Genomic DNA, 17,839 nt, shown 5'->3' with positions numbered 1-17,839 from the left:
CCCCTATGGCTGAGCCTGTGGCCACGCGCCGTACCAGCCGTCACCGGACCGCGAATTCTGCGAACCCGGTTCGCGTCGAAACGACCTCTCCGATGGATGCTTTCGTGCAGCCGCTTTCGCGTCGTGCCGTCCGCGAGCGCCAGCGCGCCGCGATGTCGGCCGAGACCCAGATCGAGGACGACGCTGTTACTGAAGACGTCGAGCCGGATGCTGATGTTGCTGCTGACCCGTTCCTCTCGGCATCCCGCGCGTTCCGTACGGTAGCGACGGAGCCGTCGAGTTTCGGAGCCGCTTCCGAGCAGTCACTCCCGGCTGAAGCGACCACGATTCACGTGGCTCCGCGCAAGGGCAAAGCCCGACGCAAGTTTCTTGCCGCCGGTGCGACGGTGGGAGTCATGGGAATCGCGGGCCTGCTCGCGGTGTCGATGACGCTTCCCACGGAGGCCGTCGCTGCGGCGCAAGGTGCCCAGGTGACGTCGGCCACTTCGTTGGTCGCCACGTCGCAGGTGCTCGCATCCGAAGTTTCTGAGGCCGAGATTCAGGCGTACGTCGCCTCATCCGATGTGCAGAACGAAACGATCCAGCGCACGGAAAACTTCTCGACGGCGTCGCTCATCGACCTCGCAGCCGAGAAGGGCATTCACTACTCGAGCGCGCTCTACACGAACGACGCTGATGCAGCCATCCAGTGGCCGTTCGTGGTCGGTGTAGCGATGAGCTCGCCGTACGGCATGCGCAACACCGGGATGCACGAAGGTATTGACCTCGTTCCCGGTGCTGGTGCTCCCGTGCAGGTGATCGCCGACGGAACCGTGCGTATTGCGACCGAGTCCGGCGGTAACTACGGCGTGACCGTCTACGTCGATCACATCATCGACGGAAAAGTCATCACGAGCCACTACTCGCACATGCAGTACGGCTCGCTACGGGTCGCCGCAGGTGAGAAATTGAAGGTCGGCGACATCATCGGATTGGTCGGCAACACCGGTCGTTCCTACGGTGCGCACATGCATTTCGAGCTGATCGTCAACGGATCCACCATCGATCCGCTGCCCTGGTTGCAGAAGAACGCGGGAAGGTATGACTACTAACCGCCTCGGTTTTTGAGAACGCCGAAGAACTGGTATTCTCGTATAGTTGCCTTCTGGGCAGCGAGCGCCCCGATAGCTCAGTGGTAGAGCACTTCCATGGTAAGGAAGGGGTCCCGGGTTCGAATCCCGGTCGGGGCTCGCAGCATTCATCTCACGCGGACGGATGCCTCGCGGCAGGGTAGCTCAGCTGGTTAGAGCGCACGACTCATAATCGTGAGGTCGCGGGTTCAAGCCCCGCTCCTGCTACAGATAGAAACCCCCGGTAAATCGGGGGTTTTGTCGTATCCGGGACGCGTTGGTGTGCCCCGAGGTGTATCTCTGTGCCGGTATTGTGCCGGTTCGATACGCCGATGAGGCACTGCTGGCCCTGCACAGCACGTCCGCGGTACACTTGAGTCACGGCGGGCAGTAGCCCTCGGAGCCTGGCAGTCTTCCGGACGGTATGACGAGCCGGGCTCACGTGTTTCTATAGCCGGGTGACGCGAGACTCGACGATCGTGTCGATGCGACGGGTCCAGTCGCCGCCGTTCGAGTAACACCAGGCGACGGCGTCGCTCACCCAGAGCAGCGGATGCTCGTGAGGTACGACATGCCGGTACTGCATTTCTGATGATCCAGCGCGGCGGATCACATTGGCGATCAGCTGACGGTCAGCACGTTCAAGGGACGCGTCTCGTTCGATGATCAGCGGCATCCATGTGCAGGCGCGGTGTTGCCGCACAGTTGCGAAGGCCCCACGTGTGGCGAGAGTCTGGTGTCATGGACGAACGAGAGAACCTGGTGGCTCGCCGACAGATCCTCGGTGCCGTTCTGCTCGCTATGGAGAACGCGCCAAGAGTCCTTCAGGTGTGCGCGAACGCATCCGGTGACAATGATGTAGTGGCCACCGCGCTTGCCGCAGCTTTCGGCATCAGCGAGTTTGAGGCGCAAATCATTCTCGACATGCAGGTGAAACGATTCACGCCGCAGAACATCACGCGGGCGCGATCCGAACTGGCAGCAGTCGAACAACGTATCGGCGACATTGATGGCGCGTGAGCGATGTCGTCTGGTCGATGTCGTCCCGCAACGGGCATTAGGCGGGCCGTGCTCCTGAATGAGCCAGGCGGACCTCGTTAACGGCAGCGGGATGGCCGAGAATCCGCGAACACATCGTGCACCAAACCCGGCATGATGGCATGCATGTGCACACGTTCGCCAACGAGCGGGGTCAGAATTTCGTGGTCCCCTGAAAACAGCAATGGAGCGTCGCCGTGGTGATGCGGGCTGTCGATGCTGAAACTATCGCTGCGACACCGGTCAAGCTCGAGCGCTGGCGGTCGATCAGGTCCGCCGCGATCGCACTGATCGAACGTGATGGCTACGCGGCGGTGTCAATCGACCACATCGCTCAGGCTGCAGCCATTTCACGGCGAACTTTCTTTAATTACTTCGACTCCAAATCATCTGTATTGTTCGATCCGGACCCGAGCCAAGCCCGAAGCCTGGCTGAGTTGCTGGACGCGGAATCGCCTGAAGGCGATCTGTGGGGTGCGCTGACTCGAAGTCTCAGCGCCTACATGCAATCTCAAAGTGAGATCGTCACCACGCGGCGTCGTATCCTGCACATGGATCCAACGCTCTACTCATATTTCCTCCAGACCAACTCTCATTTCAAGGAAACTCTCGTGCACTGGTTGACCGCTCGCGGTATGGACAGCTTTCACGGCAGTCTCTTCAGTGGCATGGCACTCACCGTCGTGCGGGAATCGTTCCTGCACTGGAATGCGGATGACGGAGCCGACGCCTTGGGTGCTCTGATGGCCCGCGGTTTCTCCGTCGTGGCGACGGGAATCGAAAACTGAAAGTTGACAGATGCGCTGGCATGAGCCAGAGTGTGATTGCTGGGGTGAACGGACATAGTCGTCGCCCCCGGTATTTGCACCATCATCGGCGGTCAGCTATTTAGCTAAACCATCCCGGAGTGGGATCGCAATACCTTGATCGGCTTGATTGCCGGTCTTGGAGTATTGATGTTGCTCACGGAAGCGGCCGGAAAACGGCTTCTGCGTACGGCTTTTGTTCCCACCGCTGACGGCGTCGTGGTTCAAAGCGAACAGGACCTCACTGATTCTGCCCCCTGGCCATTCCCGGTCGCTGCGAAGGCGCAGGTCGCCGCTGGCGGCCGTGGCAAAGCAGGCGGAATTATCGCCTGCGATGACGAGGCGGCGCTACGAGACGCGTTCACCCACATCATGGGCTCGACGTTCTCGGGAGAGGCGCCAAGCGGCGTTCTCATCGAACCCTGGCTCACGATCGAACGCGAGTTGTACCTGTCAGTCGTGCTTGATCCTTCAGCAGACGGCTACACGGTGCTGTATTCGCCGACAGGCGGCGTCGAGATTGAATCCGCTGATACCGTGGTTCGCTATCCGTTCGGCGATCCCGCAGATTTCCGGGGCCACCTCCTACGGGAGGCAATCTCGGGCGTAGAAAGCGATGAGAGCGTGCGCGAGCACGTCGTCTCGTTCGCACGTTCACTGCTCGATATTGCAACACGCTTCGAGGCAACCACGGTCGAGATTAATCCGCTCGCCTACAGCAACAGACGGCTCATCGCGGTCGATGCAAAGGTGGTGCTTGACGACTCGGCCGTCTTCCGGCAGTCGGTAACCGCGGAACAGTTGGCCATTGCGTACTCCCAGGAGGATGAAGTCGCTGCCGCCTGCCGTGCTGCCCGGCTAGTCTTCGTGCCGCTCGGCGGCTCCGTTGGTTTGGTATCCGGAGGCGCGGGCATGACCATGCGTGCTATGGATGCCGTGTCAGAAGCCGGCGGATCGGCTGCCGGCTTCCTTGATATCTCCAGCAACCCGACGCCAGACGGCATCGCAGTCGCCGTTGAGTCGCTGCAGCAATTGGAGGGAGTCGACCGGATCCTGATCAGCATCTTCGGTGGTGGCCTCGACGTGGGACGTATCGCTAAGTCTTTGGTGGGCCTGCTTGACTCTGGACGGATCACGCTCCCGGTTGCTTTCCGGCTCTCCGGCTCTGGACGGGATGCCGCGACCACCGCGCTGGATCAGCGCGGCCTGACCAATCACGACACTCTTGAGTCCGCGGTCGCGGAACTGATGACGAAAGAGGTCGTCGCATGAGCGTTCTTCTCAACGCAGAGTCGAAGGTCGTGGTCGTAGGCGCCACCGGCCGGTTCGGTCGCCAGACGCTGGAAGACATGCGGGCCGCCGGGACGAATGTCGTGGCAGGCGTGGCATATAAGGCTAGCTCCGACGTCGACCCGACGCTGCCGTTGTTCTCGTCGGTGTCTGGCGCGGTTGCTCAGACGGGCGCGAATGCAGCGATTGTCTTCGTACCGGCATCCCGTGCTGTTGACCCACTGCTTGAAACACTCGAATCGGGTGTGAAACTGGTGGTTTACCCGGGCGAGGGTCTACCCATTCTCGATGCGATCACTGTTCGACGGGCGGCGTTGGCAAACGGTGTCGTGTATGTCGGAGCCAACACGCCCGGGCTGATTACTCCTGGGGTAGCGAAGCTCGGGTTCATGCCCACTGACTGCTACACCCCTGGCCCAGTGGGTGTGATCTCCCGCAGTGGCTCGCTCTCCTACGAGGCAGCCGCAGCGCTCACAACTGCTGGTATCGGTCAATCGACTGCCATCGGCATCGGTGGTGATCCCATCCGGGGCCTCACTGCCGGTGAGGCAATCGAGCTCTTCCATAGTGATGACGCAACGCAGACGGTCGTGTACCTGGGTGAGATCGGCGGCGATGCGGAGTACGAGATTGCCGATTATGCAGCGCGACCGGATGCGAAGCCGGTTGTCGCGCACATTGTTGGTCGTACCGCGCCCAAGGGCAAGCAGATGGGACACGCTGCAGCGCTGGTCGGTTCTCATCGCGATACTTGGGACGCCAAAGTCGAGGCGCTCGAAGCGGCCGGTGTCGTTGTCGCACGCTCGATGCGCGAGCTCCCCGAGGACGTCGGGCGCGCCCTGCGCGGTCACGAATGAGCCCGGCACTGTCGGCGCTCCCGAAGAATAACGCTGCCACTCGCAGTCAACTTTGAAACCTCTAGAAAGGAAACACCATGAGCACCAGCACCACTGAAATCGATCACGAAGCCGCCGTCGGGACAGCTCCCAAGGAGGGAGTCATCACCGAACAGGGCATTGAGGATGCCCGCAGCATGATCGGGCTGCAGTTGCGACCCGAAGGCCCGTACCTTCGGGACGCGTCACCCGACACGATCATGAACTTCTCGAACGGCATCGGCGATCTGAACCCGCTGTACCGTGACTCCGAGCATGGCCGCAACTCGCGCTACGGCACTGCGGTCGCGCATCCGATGTTCCCGATGGCCTACGGCTGGATCGGGCGCACCCGCTGGGGCCTTCCTGGGGTGCACGGCTTCTACGCCGGAAACGACTGGGAGCTGTTCCGCCACATCCGTCCAGGCGACACGATCAATGCGATCGAGCGCGTGGTCGGCGTCGACGTGAAACAGTCCAAGTTCTCCGGCACGCTGGTTCTGCAGTATGTCGAGGGCACATACTACAACCAGCGCGGTGAGATGGTGGCCCGGGCACTCGGCACCTGCACTCGTCACGAGCGCAAGGCCGCACGTGACGCCGGTAAGTACGCCGACATCACGACCTACGATTACTCCAGCGAGGAGTACGACCAGATCCACGAAGCGATCATGGGCGAGCAGGCGAACATCCGCGGCGAGCAGATTCGCTTCTGGGAGGACGTCAACGTCGGCGACGAGCTGCCCTCGATCGTGCGTGGTCCGCTTTCTCTCATGGATACCATGGGCTTCCTAGTGGGCTGTGGCCGTGGTCACACGAACGGCGTCATCTACCAGGCCGCGATGAAGCACCCAGGCCACTTCTTCCGCAACCCAGAAGCCGGTGGAGGCATCGAGTACACCGGCATCGGCCATCACCGCGAGTCGGTGGCAAAGAACGTCGGCGTCCCCGGAACGTACGACTACGGCCCCCAGCGCTCAGCTTGGATGGCCAGCCTTGTCACGAACTGGGCCGGCGATGCGGCCTTCGTGAAGCGGGTACGCACGCAGATGCGCGGCTTCAACATCATGGGTGACTCCACCTGGTGCAAGGGCAAGGTTTCGGCAAAGTACATCAAGGATGGGCACGCGCTGGTCGACCTCGAGATCTGGGGCGAGAACCAGCGGGGCGAGATCACCACACCGGGAATGGCAACCGTCATCCTCCCGTCTCGCGATGTGAACATCCGGCCGTTCATCGATGGTGGCAACCTCGATCTCGAGCTGCCTGTCGTTCGGTGACGTTCCCCTCCCCACGCTGCCGATCGCAGCATCCACTCTCACAATGAGGTGAAGATGAACAGCTCTGATGCACCCCTAGATGGACTCACGGTGATCGAACGCACCCAGTCCGTCGCCGGGGCTTATGCTGGCCGGCTTCTGTCGGCGCTCGGCGCGAATACGGTGTTGGTCGAACCGCCCGAAGGTCACCGACTACGCCGTCAACCGCCGATGCTTGCTGAAAACCAGAGCAGTCTCTTCGCCTATCTGGCGGCGGGGAAGCGCAGCGTCTCACTCGACCTGCGTGACCCCGCCGACCAGACGCGTCTCACCGACCTCGTCTGTGACGCAGACATCTATATCGACGACTTCTCATCTACGGAACGCGGTCACACGACGGCCCCGTCGACGTTCAGAATCGAGCATCCGCAACTGATCTACGTCTCGGTGCGGCCATACGGGATGACTGGACCGAAGGCTGACTGGGACGGCGAGGAGGTCACTATTCTGCACTCCACGGGTGAAGGCTACCTCTTGCCCAATGGGCTGGCCTACGAGCGTCATCCCAATCGGGCGCCGATCAAGATCTTCGGACACTTCGCAGAAATGCAGGCGGGAATTGCCGCGGTGCTCGGAACCCTGGCCAGCCTGGTGAGCGGTGTCGGACAGGTGATCGACGTCGCGATTCAGGATGCCGTTGTTGCGCTCGCAGCATTCGGCCTTCAGCGCTTCGGTGACGGATCGATCGAGCATCGTAGCGCACGCTCCTTCAAATATGGCGGTGTGCTGGAATGCGCCGACGGTTATGTAGAGCTTCTGACTCTTGAGGATCGTCAATGGCACGGACTTGTCACCCTGATGGGTGGCCCGGAGTGGGCTACCGATCCCGCGCTCGCCGACGGTGTGGGCAGAGGGCATCATGGAGCTGAGATCAACGAGCGCCTTCGGTCCTGGGCGAGGACGCTCAACGCAGCCGATCTAGTGAAAGCAGCCCAGGAACTGAACGTGCCGGCCGCGAAGTACGCGACCCCGTTCGAGGTGCTGCGTGACCCGCACGAAGTCGCACGTGGACTGTTCCAGCAGGCATTCGTGCCCGGCTTCGGCGACATCGATATCGTGTCCGCGCCATTCCAAATCGATGGAGTGGTGCCCCGGCTGAATGGTGGTCCACCAGAGCTTCCGATCAGGCAGGCGGCCATCCCAGCTGACACAAGTGCACGTGGAGGGCTCCGATGAGGCCGCTTGCTGGCGTGCGAATCGCCGACTTCACCATCCATGCGGCCGGGCCCTTTGCCACCCATGTGCTCGCGCAGCTGGGTGCCGAGTGCATCAAGATAGAGAGCGCCGCACGTCCAGACATCTTCCGCAAACCTCACGCGGTGTACGGACGTATGGAAGCCGCGACCTTCGACCAAGTTTCATCTGGAAAGCTCTCGGTGCGCCTCAACCTCAAGGACCGCCGCGGGCGTGATCTGGCTCGCCGTATCGTGGGTGTCTCGGACATCGCAGCTGAGAGCTTCCGACCTGGGGTGATGGACCGATTGGGGCTGTCCTATGACGATCTGCGCGCGGTGAAACAGGACATCGTGATGGTGTCGGTTTCATCGTCGGGCCAGTCTGGCCCTGACTCAGTCTTCGCAGGTTACGCACCCCTGTTCGGCGCGTGGAGCGGGTTGGGTACGCTGACTGGGCATGCCGACGGCCCGCCGGTAGAGATCCGACATGTAATGGACCACTCGGTCGGGCTCAACGCTGCCACAGCTGTTCTCGCTGCGCTGATTCGTCGCCGCCGCACCGGCATGGGCGGGCATGTTGATGTCGCAGCGCGAGAGGTCGCAGCATCCCTCATCGGCGAAGCGCTCGTGGAGGCATCGGCCGGAATACAGACCGAACGTCTCGGCAACAGCAGCCCCGCCCTCGTACCGTCGGGTGTCTACCGGTGCGCAGGTGAGGACGCCTGGGTGGCTGTCGCTGTCTCGGATGATGTGCGCTGGGCGCAACTCATCGAACTCATCGGTACCCCGCCGGCGGGACTGACGGCGACATCGACGCTCGAAGCGCGGATCAGTCATCGCATTGAGCTTGACGCTTGGATCGAGGCCTGGACTCTGCAATCGACACCGGACACATCAACGGCAGCACTTCAGTCAGGCGGGATCGCAGCGCATCCGGTCTGGTCGACCGCAGATGTCGCCGCCGACCAGCACTTGCGCGAACGTGGAGCCGTCATAGAGGTAGCGGAGCCTTCGGGACGTGTGCGCCAGGCCGTTGGTGTGCCGATCGTCTTCTCCGAGACCACCGATGTCGGGATACATCGAGGCACTCCGGAGCTCGGCGGAGACGAGGACTATGTGTATGGCGAATTGCTCGGCCTTGGCCGTGCGGAGCGCATGCGATTGGAAGAAGAAGGAGTGATCTCATGACCGATGAAGACCGTCTGGCCTCGTGGGTCGGAACGACACAGGAGAAAACTGTGTTGGTGCGGCCCGAGATTGACAGCGCGTTGCGGGGAGTTCTCGGACTGCCAGAAGACAACGGTGCAGGCTTCCTGCAAGGACTGCACTGGTTGCTCTTCGACGAGTTTGTCCCGGTCTCGCAGATCGGTGTCGATGGGCATCCGAAGCGGGGAGGATTCCTCCCGCCAATCGAACTGCCGCGCCGGATGTGGGCGGGTAGCCGCATCGAGTTCCTCGCTCCGGTGCACCCCGGCGACGAGCTCACTCGGCACAGCACGATCGCTGCGGTGACGCCCAAAGAAGGCAAAGCCGGTCCGCTCGTGTTCGTCACGGTCGATCACGTGGTCTCTTCCGGCAATGAGGTGCTCATCCGTGAGCAGCAGGACATCGTCTACATGAACATTTCGCCTGCGGCTTCTCGTGCAGCAGAGGTTGAATTCAACAGCGAAAGCGAAGCTTCGACCACAATATCGCCGGACGAAGTCATGTTGTTCCGCTACTCCGCGCTCACTCGCAACAGTCACCGAATCCATTACGACGCTGATTACGCACGTGAGGTTGAGCTGTACCCCGGCCTTGTGGTTCACGGACCGTTGACGGCGACTCTGCTGATGTGGTTCTCGAGCCAAAGTGCAGGCAGTGCGCCGCTGCGCTCATTTGCCTTCCGCGGTCGCTCACCACTCTATGTCGGGGATCCGCTCCGTCTGGAAGCTGACCACACGGAGGATGGTATTGCCACCACTGCACGCAACGCGGGCGGTGGGGTCGGCATGACCGGGCTTGCCACGGTGGCACAATGACCGTCGCTGAGGCGCTCGAATCGGCTCGGACCTTCCTGTTTGTGCCGGGCAACCGGCCCGATCGATTTGACAAGGCGCTCGACGCGGGGGCGGACGTCGTCGTATTCGACCTCGAGGATGCGGTGCCGCCCGGCGAGAAAGTGAGTGCCCGGCAGCACATCATTGACGTACTGCGCAGGGTTCACGTGCCGGTTGTCGTGCGCATCAACGGGGTGGAGACGATTTGGCATGACGACGATGTGCGCGCCGCCGTCGCTGGAGGAGCGCACATTATGCTCCCCAAGGCGGAGGCGCCGTGGACGATCGACGCCATGGGGATACCGTCGGACTCGGGAGTAAGGGTCGTCGCGTTGATCGAGACGCCGACCGGCGTGCTCAATGCGGTACAAATCGCACGCAGCCCGCTCGTCGCCCGGCTCGCCTTCGGCAGCCTCGATTTGGCGGCTGCATTAGGGGTCGACCCTGATCACCGGGAGGCGTTGGTTGCCGCCAGAGCGCACCTAGTGCTCGCATCGGCTGCGGACGAGTTGCCAGGGCCCATCGACGGTGTCACTCAGGCTGTGCGCGACGAGGACGCTCTCGACGCCGATCTGTGCCATGCAAAGATGCTGGGGTTCACTGGCAAGCTTTGCATCCATCCGGCACAGCTGCCACAAACGCGGCAGTCATTTGCTCCGACAGCGGACGAGCTGCGCTGGTCAGCGCGCGTCCTTGACGCGGTGACATCCCAGGCTGGCGCCGACGGCGGAGTCACCGTCCTGGACGGAAAGATGATCGATGCTCCAGTCATCAAGCGAGCTCAGCTCATCCAAGCTGCGGGTGTCTTCACATGATCATTGACGCGCTGCACAACACCGGGCTAGAGTCCTACACAACCGAGTCCTGCTCATCGTTAGCGGGCCGCGGCCAAGCAAATGTGGAACCGCCCCGTCATCGCCGACGGGGGTCGACCCTCCGCTGCGAACGCAAATCAACCTCTGCTCCCATACGCTTTTTTATGAGCCGGTTTTCTTCTAACCGTTCCGTATGGTGCACTGAGTGCAATAGTTCGCGGAAGCGTTGAGGCGGAGACATGATGGTCGTTCCCACTAGTAGCAATGAAGGCCTGGCTGGCAAGGTCGCCGTCATCACAGGCGGGGCCGGCGGCATCGGCCGCAAGGTTGCCGAGGCACTTGAGGCGCGAGGCGCGAAGGTGTACCTCCTCGACCTGAACAAGCCCAGTGGCGATCACGATTCCCGGCCGTTCCTGGCCTGCGATGTGAGTAGCTTCGGTTCCGTAAGCACAGCGATCAATCTCGTTGTCGCGGTGGCCGGTCGCGTGGACATCGCCGTCGGATGCGCTGGTGTCGTCTCCGGCACTGGACTGCTCGATCTCGATGATGACGAGAACAAGCTGATCCTCGACGTGAACCTCCTCGGTTTCATCAACTTGCTACGTGCTGTTGTTCCGCCTATGCAGAAGCAAGGCGGTGGAAAAGTTGTCGCCCTCGGTTCCGTCGCCAGTCGTATCGGCGGGGTGAAGTCCGGGCCTGTTTACGTCGCAGCAAAGGCAGGTGTCGCCGGTGTCGTGAAATGGGCAGCAAAAACCTACGGGCCCGACGGTATCCTCGTCAATGCTGTCGCTCCCGGGCCAGTGCTCACGTCCATGTGGGAAGGCTTGAACGGAGGACAGCTCGAAGAGGATGCCACTGGTTACCCGCTGGGGCGCCTCGGTCGCCCCGAGGACATTGCTGAACCGATCGCATTCCTGGCTGGACCGGAGTCGAACTGGATCACCGGTCAGACCCTCGATATCAACGGTGGGAGCTACTTCTCATGACCGTCGAGAGAGTGTGGCTGTTCAATTGTGGATGGATCGACGTCGAAGGTAGCCTGCTGATGTACCGGCAGGATTTTGGTAATCGCCGCACAATTCCGGTGACCGCGACCCTGGTTAAATCCACTGAAGGCTACTTCCTATTCGATACCGGACTGAACGTCGACGCGGTAACGGATCCCGACGGGGCCTTGGGTGCCAAAGCGGGAGCTCTCGTCGACTTCGATGAGGAGCACGGCATCCTCGCCCACCTCGACAGCGTGGGCATCGGCCCGTCCGACATTCGTTGGATGACGAACTCTCACCTGCATTGGGACCACACCGGCGGCAACGCGTGTATCGACGCCGATGAGGTGCTCGTGCAGCGAGAGGAGCTCCGCTTCGCCCATGATCCTGACGCCTTCGTTTCGCAAATCTATCTGCAGAAGCAGTACGGGCTACCGGAAGACGTGACCGTCATCGACGGTGATCACGTGGTCACCGACGGTATCGGTCTCATCAGCACTCGAGGTCACACCCCGGGACACCAATCACTGCTCGTTCGGCTGCCCTCGGGGCGCACCATTCTCTGTGCAGGCGATGCGGCATACAGTCACGCGAACGTCGATGAGAGCTGGCCACCGGGCAACGCGTGGTCAATGCCAGATGCGTATCGGTCGCTGCGGCGGATGGGCTTCGAGCAGAACTTCACGAACGCCGAACTGGTCATTGGCCATGATCCGGATCTTTGGTCGCGCGACGGGGAGCGCATCAAAGAACTTCACTGAGGCAGCGAACCTCGAATTCACAAAGGAGTGAAAACAATGAGCAAAATCGGATACTTGGGCCTCGGCGCAATGGGCGGAGGTATGGCGCGCAATCTGCTGCGCAAAGACTGCGACGTGACGGTTTTTGACACCCGTCCTGCCGTGCTCGCGGAGTTTGCAGAACTCGGTGCCGGAGTCGCTGGGTCTGCACGAGAACTGGCATCGCTGGTAGATATCGTCATCACATCACTCCCGGGAGTTGCCGAGGTGCGCAACGTCTACCTGGGCGATGACGGGATCGTTGCGGGCTTGCGGGCGGGATCTCTCGCCATCGATATGAGTACGATTCCACCGGCGACGTCCCGCGAGATCGCCGATGCGCTGAGCAAGACCGGGGGAGCGTACATCGACGCGCCGGTGGCACGCACAAAGCAGGCGGCCGAAGCGGGCACCCTTGCGATCATGGTTGGCGGTGCATCGGCCGATTTCGAGCGAGCACGCCCGGTCCTCGAGCTCATGGGCACATCGGTGCGATACGTCGGACCGGTAGGCAGTGGAAACATCGCCAAACTTGTCAACAACGCGGTTCTGATGGCCAACATCCTCGCGGTCAGCGAAGGCCTCGCTCTCGGCGACAAACTTGGCGTCGACACTGTCGAACTGGCGGAGGTGTTGTCTGAGGGCTCCGCCAATTCGTTCGCGCTGCAGAATCACGTCATCGGCTCCGTCCTCACAGGCGAGTTCGGTGAGGGGCGTTTCCCATTGACCTACGCCATCAAAGACATCACGTACTTCCTCGAATCGGCCGAATCGGTCGATCTGGTCAGTCCACAGCTGAGTCAGATGGCCACGTTCTACCTATCGGCACTCGGTCGAGGATTCGACAACGAGTACTTCCCGATCGCCACCACAGTCCTCGACGAAATCAACCACACCGCGATTGTCGGCGCAGCGACGCGTCGCAATCACTGACTACACCTGGAGACCCCATGAAGAACCGAAATCGCGCACTACGCGCCGCGGCGCCTCTCACACTGGCTGCCCTCTTGCTGTCCTCTTGTGCTTTCGCAGGTGGGGCAGAACCACTCGAGGCTGGAGCAGAGCAGGGCGTCGACATTGAAGCCAAGACCATCGAGATTGGCTCATTCGTGCCTGAGACCGGCCCTGTCCCTTCCTACAAGCTGATTGCCGAGGGATCAAAGGCTTACTTCGACTGGCTGAATGCAAACGGCGGACTCGACGGCTGGACCATCAACTACACCCAGATCGACGACGGCTACGACCCGGCCCGAAGTCTCGCAGCGACCAAGGAACTCGTCCAGAAGAACCAAATCTTCGCGCTCGTCGCACCGATCGGAACGCCGACGAACTCGGCCGTCCAGCCGTTTGCCGTAGCGGAGAGTCTGCCCGTTGTCGGTGCCGTCGGCGGGGACCCCTCCATGGCAGAGCAGGAGAACTACTTCGTCCTGCTGCCGAACTACTATGACGAGGCGAAGCTGGACACCATTTTTGGGGTGGAGGAGCTCGGCGCAACGAAGGTTGCGGTGCTCTACGAGAACGATGACCTCGGAAAGCCGGCTCTGCAGGGTGTGAAGGATGCCGTCGAAGAGTTGGGCGTGGAATTGGTTGCCGAAGAGGCATTCAACGTGAGCGACACCGACCTTACGGCTCAGATGACCAAGGCGAAGGAAGGCGGCGCAGAGCTCACCGTCGTGTGGGGCTCGAACAGCAACATCGCCACAGCGGTCACCACTGCCGAGCGCCTCGGTTTTGAAACCCAGATGTTCGCCCCGTTCTACACCGCGGACCCGACAACCTACGCACTCGCGGGTGACGCGCTGGACGGCACGATGTTCGGCTCGTGGCTGCTTCCCACCACTGATGACAACGCATCGGTGCAGGCGTATGTGGAACAGATGACTGCTGACGGCAACGCCGACGAGATCGGCGTGTTCAGCCTCAACGGATGGACGAATGCGGCACTGTTTGCTGCTGGCCTGGAGAAGTCGCTCGAGACCAGCGATTCGCCCACCAGGGCCGGCCTGCTCGAAGCACTCAGTGGCTTCGAAGAGGTGTCGGTCGGTGGGGCGCCTGCAGTGACGTTCAGCCCGGGAAACCACGCGGGCACACGTTCGCTGTCGATTATTCAGGCAGGCGATGGCGCCTTCGCCACGATCACCGACGAGACAATCCCGTTCAGCTGGTAGATCGAGAACAAGCGTAAAGAAAGGAGGGACGGACCATGTGGCAAGTACTCTTCCAAGGCGTGGTTACCGGACTGCTGTACGGTATCGCCGGACTGGGGCTGGTGTTCATCTTCCGGGCAACTGGGGTCGTGAACTTCGGCCAGGGCTATATGCTCACGTTGGCACTGTTCGGGATGTCGACGGTGATTCTGGCCGGTGGTCCGTTCCCCTTCGCATTACTCGTTGCGGTGGCGATTGCGGCCGCTATCGGCCTGGCGACCAACGAAAGCCTCAAGCTCATCAAGGACAAGAGCGAGCTGAGTATGGTCATGGCCACGCTCGCGATAGGCCTGGTGATCAAAGGTGTCGTGAGTATGGTGTGGGGCTCTCAAACCCGCGCGATTGAGCTTCCGTTTCCTGACGGCGGCCAGCAGTTCGGCCCCGTATTCGTGGAATGGAGTCAGCTGATCACCCTCGGACTTGGTCTCCTCATCGCGGCCAGCGCATTCGCGGTGATCAACTTCACTCGCGCCGGGCTCGGCATGCGGGCAGTGTTCGAGAATGAGGGCAATGCACGACTTCTCGGAGTTCCGGTCCGGCGACTGAGAATGCTCGCGTGGGCCATCGGCTCCGCGTACGCGATATTCGCCGCAGTCCTGGTCGTTCCGCAGACCTACCTCAATGAGGCCAGTCTCGTGACCTTCGCTCTCGTCTCGTTCGCTGCGATCACCATCGGCGGGTTGAGCAATATGTTCGGCACCCTGGTGGGCGGCATCCTTGTGGGCGTCGTGCTCAATCTCGTGGCTCTCTACCTCTCCTCGTCTCTGGCGCACACGGCAACTCTCGTTCTGATCGTCGTCGTGCTCTTCCTCCGGCCGCAGGGGCTGCTGTCCGCTCGTCGAATCGTGAAGGTGTGATGCACCGTGGCTACAAACGCAACTGACCAGGTCATCGCCAAGGCGCATGAGTCGCCTCCTCCCGCGCCCACGCACACCCGAGCAGCGATCGGGGAGTTCGTGCGAAACTATCGGACGCTCATCGTGGTGGGCCTGCTCCTGGTCTTACCGCTGTTCATTCCGGTAGACGAGCAGTACAACGCGAACCTCTGGGCGGCGATGGCGATCATGGCACTCAGCGTTGTGGTGGTCACTGGAGGATCAGGACAGGTGACCCTTGGTCACGCAGGCCTGATGGCTGTGGGAGCGTACGGGGCTGCGATCGCTTCGACGAAGCTGGATCTACCGCAGCCGCTTCCGCTGTTCGTCGCGCTGGGGGCAGCCACGCTCGTCGGCACCCTGCTGGCGTTCGTCTGTCTCCGACTCAACGGCATCTATTTGGCCGTGGTGACGCTCGCCTTCGGTTGGGCCGTGCCCGAGCTCGTGATGCGGTTCGAAGGTCTGACCGACGGCTACCGGGGTCTTTTCCCGGGGCCAATCATGATCGGAGACACCGAAATCACTTCGGGGCTACCCGGTGTGTATTTCGGAGTGATCGGTGTGATCATCGCGTTCGTGCTCGCCAGTAACATGCTCGGTAACTGGTCTGGCCTCAACGTTCTTGCGGTGAAGCAGTCGGAGATCCTCGCTGGAGCATTCGGCGTCGTGCCAGCACGTCAGCGCATCTGGGCGTTCGTCGTAAGCTCCTTCCTGGCCGGGCTTGGCGGTTATATCTATACGTTCTCGGTCGGCGCGGTCACCCCATCGTCGTTCACCTTCGACAACTCGATCGCCTTTCTGTCGGCCGCGGTCATCGGTGGCGTGGTCTCACCCATCGGAGCGCTGATCGGCGCAGCATTCGTATCAGTGGTGCCCAATCTGCTCGCGTCGAGTCCTGAGGTTGCGTCGATCGCATACGGAGTGCTGCTGTTCGCGGCACTGGGACTGCGAAGTGCGTTCCGGCAGTTCTCGTTCGCAGGGTTTAGGAAGAAGAAGAGCAAGAAGGGGACGGGACTGTGACGCTACTCGATAGCAGATCCGAGGAGACCACGCTCGGCGACTGCGTTCTCGAGGTCGACGGGGTCAGCATCCAATTCGGCGGCGTTGCCGCACTCAAAGGTGTGTCGTTCCGTGTCCATGCTGGCGAAGTTGTGGGGCTCATCGGACCCAACGGTGCTGGCAAATCGACGATGCTCAACTGCATCTGCGGCTTCTACCGCCCCACCGCAGGCAGGGTACGGGTGGACGGCACCGACACCGTCGGCACTGTCCCACACCTGATGCGGTCCCGCGGAGTGGCACGCACATTCCAGGAAACGTTGCTTATCGACGATCTCTCACTGATCGACAACGTCATGCTGGGTCGTACAGTGCAGCGTCGCCGCGATCTGCTGCGTGGTGTGTTTACCCTTCCCGGAGCGAGCCGCCACTATCGTGAGCAACGAGAGCGGGCTGCCGTGCTGCTCGAGGAATACGGACTGCGGACCTATACGCACACAGCTGCGGGCTCGGTCCCATACGGTGTGCGAAAGCTCGCTGAGGTTGCGCGTGCGCAGTTCGCCGAGCCCCGACTCCTGCTGTTGGACGAGCCCGCGGCAGGCCTCGGACCGGTTGAAGCCGAGAACCTTGCCGATCGACTGGCCAGTCTTGCGGCCTCGGGTATCGCCGTGGTTCTCATCGACCACAACATGGACTTCGTGGCACGCGCGGCCGATCGGGTTGTCGTGATGAGTGCTGGCGCGCTGCTCGCTGAGGGTACGCCGACCGAGATTCGACAGAACCAACTGGTGACCGAGGCTTACCTCGGTCGGGGGAGAGGCAACCGTGCTTGAAATCACTGACCTGACGGCCGGATACCGCCCTCGCGTCGACGTGCTTCATGGCGTGACGATGACCATCGGGGACGGCGACTTCGTGGCCATACTGGGCGCGAACGGTGCAGGAAAATCATCTCTTGCCCGCACGATCTCCGGCATGATCCGGCCGCGGTCAGGCTCGATCACTTGGAATGGTGTGGCCCTGCCCTCGGATCCCGAGAAGGTGGCGCGCATGGGCATCAACCACGTGCCAGAAGCGCGCGGAGTCTTCGGCAACCTCACCATCCACGACAACCTCCTCCTCGGCGCCTACTGGGTACGCGACCGACGCACCCTGACCGAGCGTGCAGAAGTTGCCTATGAGATGTTCCCGATACTTCGTGAGCGACGTGACCACCTGGCAGGGACGCTCAGTGGTGGCCAGCAGCAGATGCTCGCGATCGGCCGCGGGTTGATGGCGAACCCGAAGTTGCTGATCGTCGACGAACCATCGCTCGGCTTAGCGCCAAATCTTGTCGAAGAGGTGATGGAGACTCTTGCGTCACTCAACAGTTCGGGTGTGACAGTGGTACTGATCGAGCAGAACGCAATCGCCCTGGAGTACTGTCAGCGCGGCTACGTTCTGCGCGCGGGCCGGGTCGTTGTCGGAAACACTGCAGAGGCGCTGGCAGGCAGCGACCTCCTCCGTGACAGCTATTTGTGAGGT

Annotated in this window: 19 protein-coding genes and 2 tRNA genes; 20 read left to right on the top strand and 1 reads right to left on the bottom strand. The window is 61.7% G+C overall.

Translation table 11 applies throughout. From position 1 onward, the window contains the following. Positions 1 to 5 precede the first annotated feature (5 nt). From ACSU04_RS06790 to ACSU04_RS06780, 3 genes are all read left to right on the top strand, one after another. Complete coding sequence (locus ACSU04_RS06790; protein WP_439288853.1) at positions 6 to 1,091, top strand: M23 family metallopeptidase; 1,086 nt, start codon at positions 6 to 8, stop codon at positions 1,089 to 1,091. A 66-nt stretch (positions 1,092 to 1,157) separates the two neighbouring features. Next, positions 1,158 to 1,229 (top strand) — tRNA-Thr (locus ACSU04_RS06785). 34 nt (positions 1,230 to 1,263) lie between these two features. Further along, positions 1,264 to 1,337 (top strand) — tRNA-Met (locus tag ACSU04_RS06780). 220 nt (positions 1,338 to 1,557) lie between these two features. Here ACSU04_RS06780 and ACSU04_RS06775 read toward each other — a convergent pair. Beyond that, positions 1,558 to 1,785 (bottom strand): hypothetical protein, encoded by a 228-nt coding sequence (locus tag ACSU04_RS06775; RefSeq protein WP_439281340.1) that lies wholly within the window; start codon positions 1,783 to 1,785, stop codon positions 1,558 to 1,560. A gap of 65 nt (positions 1,786 to 1,850) precedes the next feature. Here ACSU04_RS06775 and ACSU04_RS06770 point away from each other — a divergent pair, with 65 nt between their 5' ends. The 17 genes from ACSU04_RS06770 to ACSU04_RS06690 all read left to right on the top strand — a co-directional run bounded on the left by ACSU04_RS06770 (position 1,851) and on the right by ACSU04_RS06690 (position 17,836). Beyond that, positions 1,851 to 2,129 (top strand): hypothetical protein, encoded by a 279-nt coding sequence (locus ACSU04_RS06770; RefSeq protein ID WP_439288852.1) that lies wholly within the window; start codon positions 1,851 to 1,853, stop codon positions 2,127 to 2,129. Between the two features lie 221 nt (positions 2,130 to 2,350). Beyond that, a complete protein-coding gene (locus tag ACSU04_RS06765) occupies positions 2,351 to 2,935 on the top strand; it encodes a TetR/AcrR family transcriptional regulator (protein ID WP_439289436.1) in 585 nt (194 codons plus the stop codon). Positions 2,936 to 3,103: 168 nt separating this feature from the next. Next, positions 3,104 to 4,225 (top strand): ATP-grasp domain-containing protein, encoded by a 1,122-nt coding sequence (locus ACSU04_RS06760; RefSeq protein WP_439288851.1) that lies wholly within the window; start codon positions 3,104 to 3,106, stop codon positions 4,223 to 4,225. Then, positions 4,222 to 5,100 (top strand): succinate--CoA ligase subunit alpha, encoded by an 879-nt coding sequence (locus ACSU04_RS06755; protein WP_439288850.1) that lies wholly within the window; start codon positions 4,222 to 4,224, stop codon positions 5,098 to 5,100. Before ACSU04_RS06760 ends, ACSU04_RS06755 begins: the two co-directional genes overlap by 4 nt. A gap of 77 nt (positions 5,101 to 5,177) precedes the next feature. Continuing rightward, positions 5,178 to 6,398 carry an FAS1-like dehydratase domain-containing protein gene (locus tag ACSU04_RS06750; protein ID WP_439288849.1) on the top strand — a complete coding sequence of 407 codons (1,221 nt, stop codon included), beginning with the start codon at positions 5,178 to 5,180 and terminating at the stop codon, positions 6,396 to 6,398. 54 nt (positions 6,399 to 6,452) lie between these two features. Continuing rightward, on the top strand, positions 6,453 to 7,613 hold the full coding sequence (locus tag ACSU04_RS06745) for a CaiB/BaiF CoA transferase family protein (RefSeq protein WP_439288848.1): 1,161 nt from the start codon (positions 6,453 to 6,455) through the stop codon (positions 7,611 to 7,613). Further along, positions 7,610 to 8,800 (top strand): CaiB/BaiF CoA transferase family protein, encoded by a 1,191-nt coding sequence (locus ACSU04_RS06740; RefSeq protein ID WP_439288847.1) that lies wholly within the window; start codon positions 7,610 to 7,612, stop codon positions 8,798 to 8,800. Before ACSU04_RS06745 ends, ACSU04_RS06740 begins: the two co-directional genes overlap by 4 nt. Further along, positions 8,797 to 9,633, top strand: coding sequence for an FAS1-like dehydratase domain-containing protein (locus tag ACSU04_RS06735; RefSeq protein WP_439288846.1), 837 nt, complete (start codon positions 8,797 to 8,799; stop codon positions 9,631 to 9,633). Before ACSU04_RS06740 ends, ACSU04_RS06735 begins: the two co-directional genes overlap by 4 nt. Continuing rightward, positions 9,630 to 10,466, top strand: a complete 837-nt coding sequence (locus ACSU04_RS06730; protein WP_439288845.1) for an HpcH/HpaI aldolase/citrate lyase family protein — start codon at positions 9,630 to 9,632, stop codon at positions 10,464 to 10,466. The genes ACSU04_RS06735 and ACSU04_RS06730 overlap by 4 nt, the downstream gene beginning before the upstream one ends. 239 nt (positions 10,467 to 10,705) lie before the next feature. Beyond that, a complete protein-coding gene (locus tag ACSU04_RS06725) occupies positions 10,706 to 11,452 on the top strand; it encodes an SDR family NAD(P)-dependent oxidoreductase (RefSeq protein ID WP_439288844.1) in 747 nt (248 codons plus the stop codon). After that, positions 11,449 to 12,216 (top strand): N-acyl homoserine lactonase family protein, encoded by a 768-nt coding sequence (locus ACSU04_RS06720; RefSeq protein ID WP_439281330.1) that lies wholly within the window; start codon positions 11,449 to 11,451, stop codon positions 12,214 to 12,216. Before ACSU04_RS06725 ends, ACSU04_RS06720 begins: the two co-directional genes overlap by 4 nt. 36 nt (positions 12,217 to 12,252) lie before the next feature. Beyond that, positions 12,253 to 13,167 (top strand): NAD(P)-dependent oxidoreductase, encoded by a 915-nt coding sequence (locus ACSU04_RS06715; RefSeq protein WP_439288843.1) that lies wholly within the window; start codon positions 12,253 to 12,255, stop codon positions 13,165 to 13,167. A gap of 17 nt (positions 13,168 to 13,184) precedes the next feature. Then, entirely contained in the window at positions 13,185 to 14,402 is a 1,218-nt protein-coding gene (locus ACSU04_RS06710) for an ABC transporter substrate-binding protein (RefSeq protein ID WP_439288842.1), read from the top strand. Positions 14,403 to 14,437: 35 nt separating this feature from the next. Further along, positions 14,438 to 15,298 carry a branched-chain amino acid ABC transporter permease gene (locus ACSU04_RS06705; RefSeq protein ID WP_439288841.1) on the top strand — a complete coding sequence of 287 codons (861 nt, stop codon included), beginning with the start codon at positions 14,438 to 14,440 and terminating at the stop codon, positions 15,296 to 15,298. Positions 15,299 to 15,304: 6 nt separating this feature from the next. Then, positions 15,305 to 16,336, top strand: a complete 1,032-nt coding sequence (locus tag ACSU04_RS06700) for a branched-chain amino acid ABC transporter permease (RefSeq protein ID WP_439288840.1) — start codon at positions 15,305 to 15,307, stop codon at positions 16,334 to 16,336. Beyond that, on the top strand, positions 16,333 to 17,148 hold the full coding sequence (locus ACSU04_RS06695) for an ABC transporter ATP-binding protein (protein WP_439288839.1): 816 nt from the start codon (positions 16,333 to 16,335) through the stop codon (positions 17,146 to 17,148). The genes ACSU04_RS06700 and ACSU04_RS06695 overlap by 4 nt, the downstream gene beginning before the upstream one ends. Beyond that, positions 17,141 to 17,836, top strand: coding sequence for an ABC transporter ATP-binding protein (locus tag ACSU04_RS06690; RefSeq protein WP_439288838.1), 696 nt, complete (start codon positions 17,141 to 17,143; stop codon positions 17,834 to 17,836). The genes ACSU04_RS06695 and ACSU04_RS06690 overlap by 8 nt, the downstream gene beginning before the upstream one ends. Positions 17,837 to 17,839 lie beyond the last annotated feature (3 nt).

This window comes from Microbacterium sp. A84, assembly GCF_051842815.1.
GTDB lineage: Bacteria > Actinomycetota > Actinomycetes > Actinomycetales > Microbacteriaceae > Microbacterium.
The sequence above is the reverse complement of the archived record's forward strand: the minus strand, read 5'-3'. Positions and strand labels throughout refer to the sequence as shown.

Coding starts and splice junctions, on each gene's coding strand:
- ACSU04_RS06790 (WP_439288853.1), top strand. CDS start 6: ATGGCTGAGCCTGTGGCCACGCGCCGTACCAGCCGTCACCGGACCGCG.
- ACSU04_RS06775 (WP_439281340.1), bottom strand. CDS start 1,785: ATGCCGCTGATCATCGAACGAGACGCGTCCCTTGAACGTGCTGACCGT.
- ACSU04_RS06770 (WP_439288852.1), top strand. CDS start 1,851: ATGGACGAACGAGAGAACCTGGTGGCTCGCCGACAGATCCTCGGTGCC.
- ACSU04_RS06765 (WP_439289436.1), top strand. CDS start 2,351: ATGCGGGCTGTCGATGCTGAAACTATCGCTGCGACACCGGTCAAGCTC.
- ACSU04_RS06760 (WP_439288851.1), top strand. CDS start 3,104: ATGTTGCTCACGGAAGCGGCCGGAAAACGGCTTCTGCGTACGGCTTTT.
- ACSU04_RS06755 (WP_439288850.1), top strand. CDS start 4,222: ATGAGCGTTCTTCTCAACGCAGAGTCGAAGGTCGTGGTCGTAGGCGCC.
- ACSU04_RS06750 (WP_439288849.1), top strand. CDS start 5,178: ATGAGCACCAGCACCACTGAAATCGATCACGAAGCCGCCGTCGGGACA.
- ACSU04_RS06745 (WP_439288848.1), top strand. CDS start 6,453: ATGAACAGCTCTGATGCACCCCTAGATGGACTCACGGTGATCGAACGC.
- ACSU04_RS06740 (WP_439288847.1), top strand. CDS start 7,610: ATGAGGCCGCTTGCTGGCGTGCGAATCGCCGACTTCACCATCCATGCG.
- ACSU04_RS06735 (WP_439288846.1), top strand. CDS start 8,797: ATGACCGATGAAGACCGTCTGGCCTCGTGGGTCGGAACGACACAGGAG.
- ACSU04_RS06730 (WP_439288845.1), top strand. CDS start 9,630: ATGACCGTCGCTGAGGCGCTCGAATCGGCTCGGACCTTCCTGTTTGTG.
- ACSU04_RS06725 (WP_439288844.1), top strand. CDS start 10,706: ATGATGGTCGTTCCCACTAGTAGCAATGAAGGCCTGGCTGGCAAGGTC.
- ACSU04_RS06720 (WP_439281330.1), top strand. CDS start 11,449: ATGACCGTCGAGAGAGTGTGGCTGTTCAATTGTGGATGGATCGACGTC.
- ACSU04_RS06715 (WP_439288843.1), top strand. CDS start 12,253: ATGAGCAAAATCGGATACTTGGGCCTCGGCGCAATGGGCGGAGGTATG.
- ACSU04_RS06710 (WP_439288842.1), top strand. CDS start 13,185: ATGAAGAACCGAAATCGCGCACTACGCGCCGCGGCGCCTCTCACACTG.
- ACSU04_RS06705 (WP_439288841.1), top strand. CDS start 14,438: ATGTGGCAAGTACTCTTCCAAGGCGTGGTTACCGGACTGCTGTACGGT.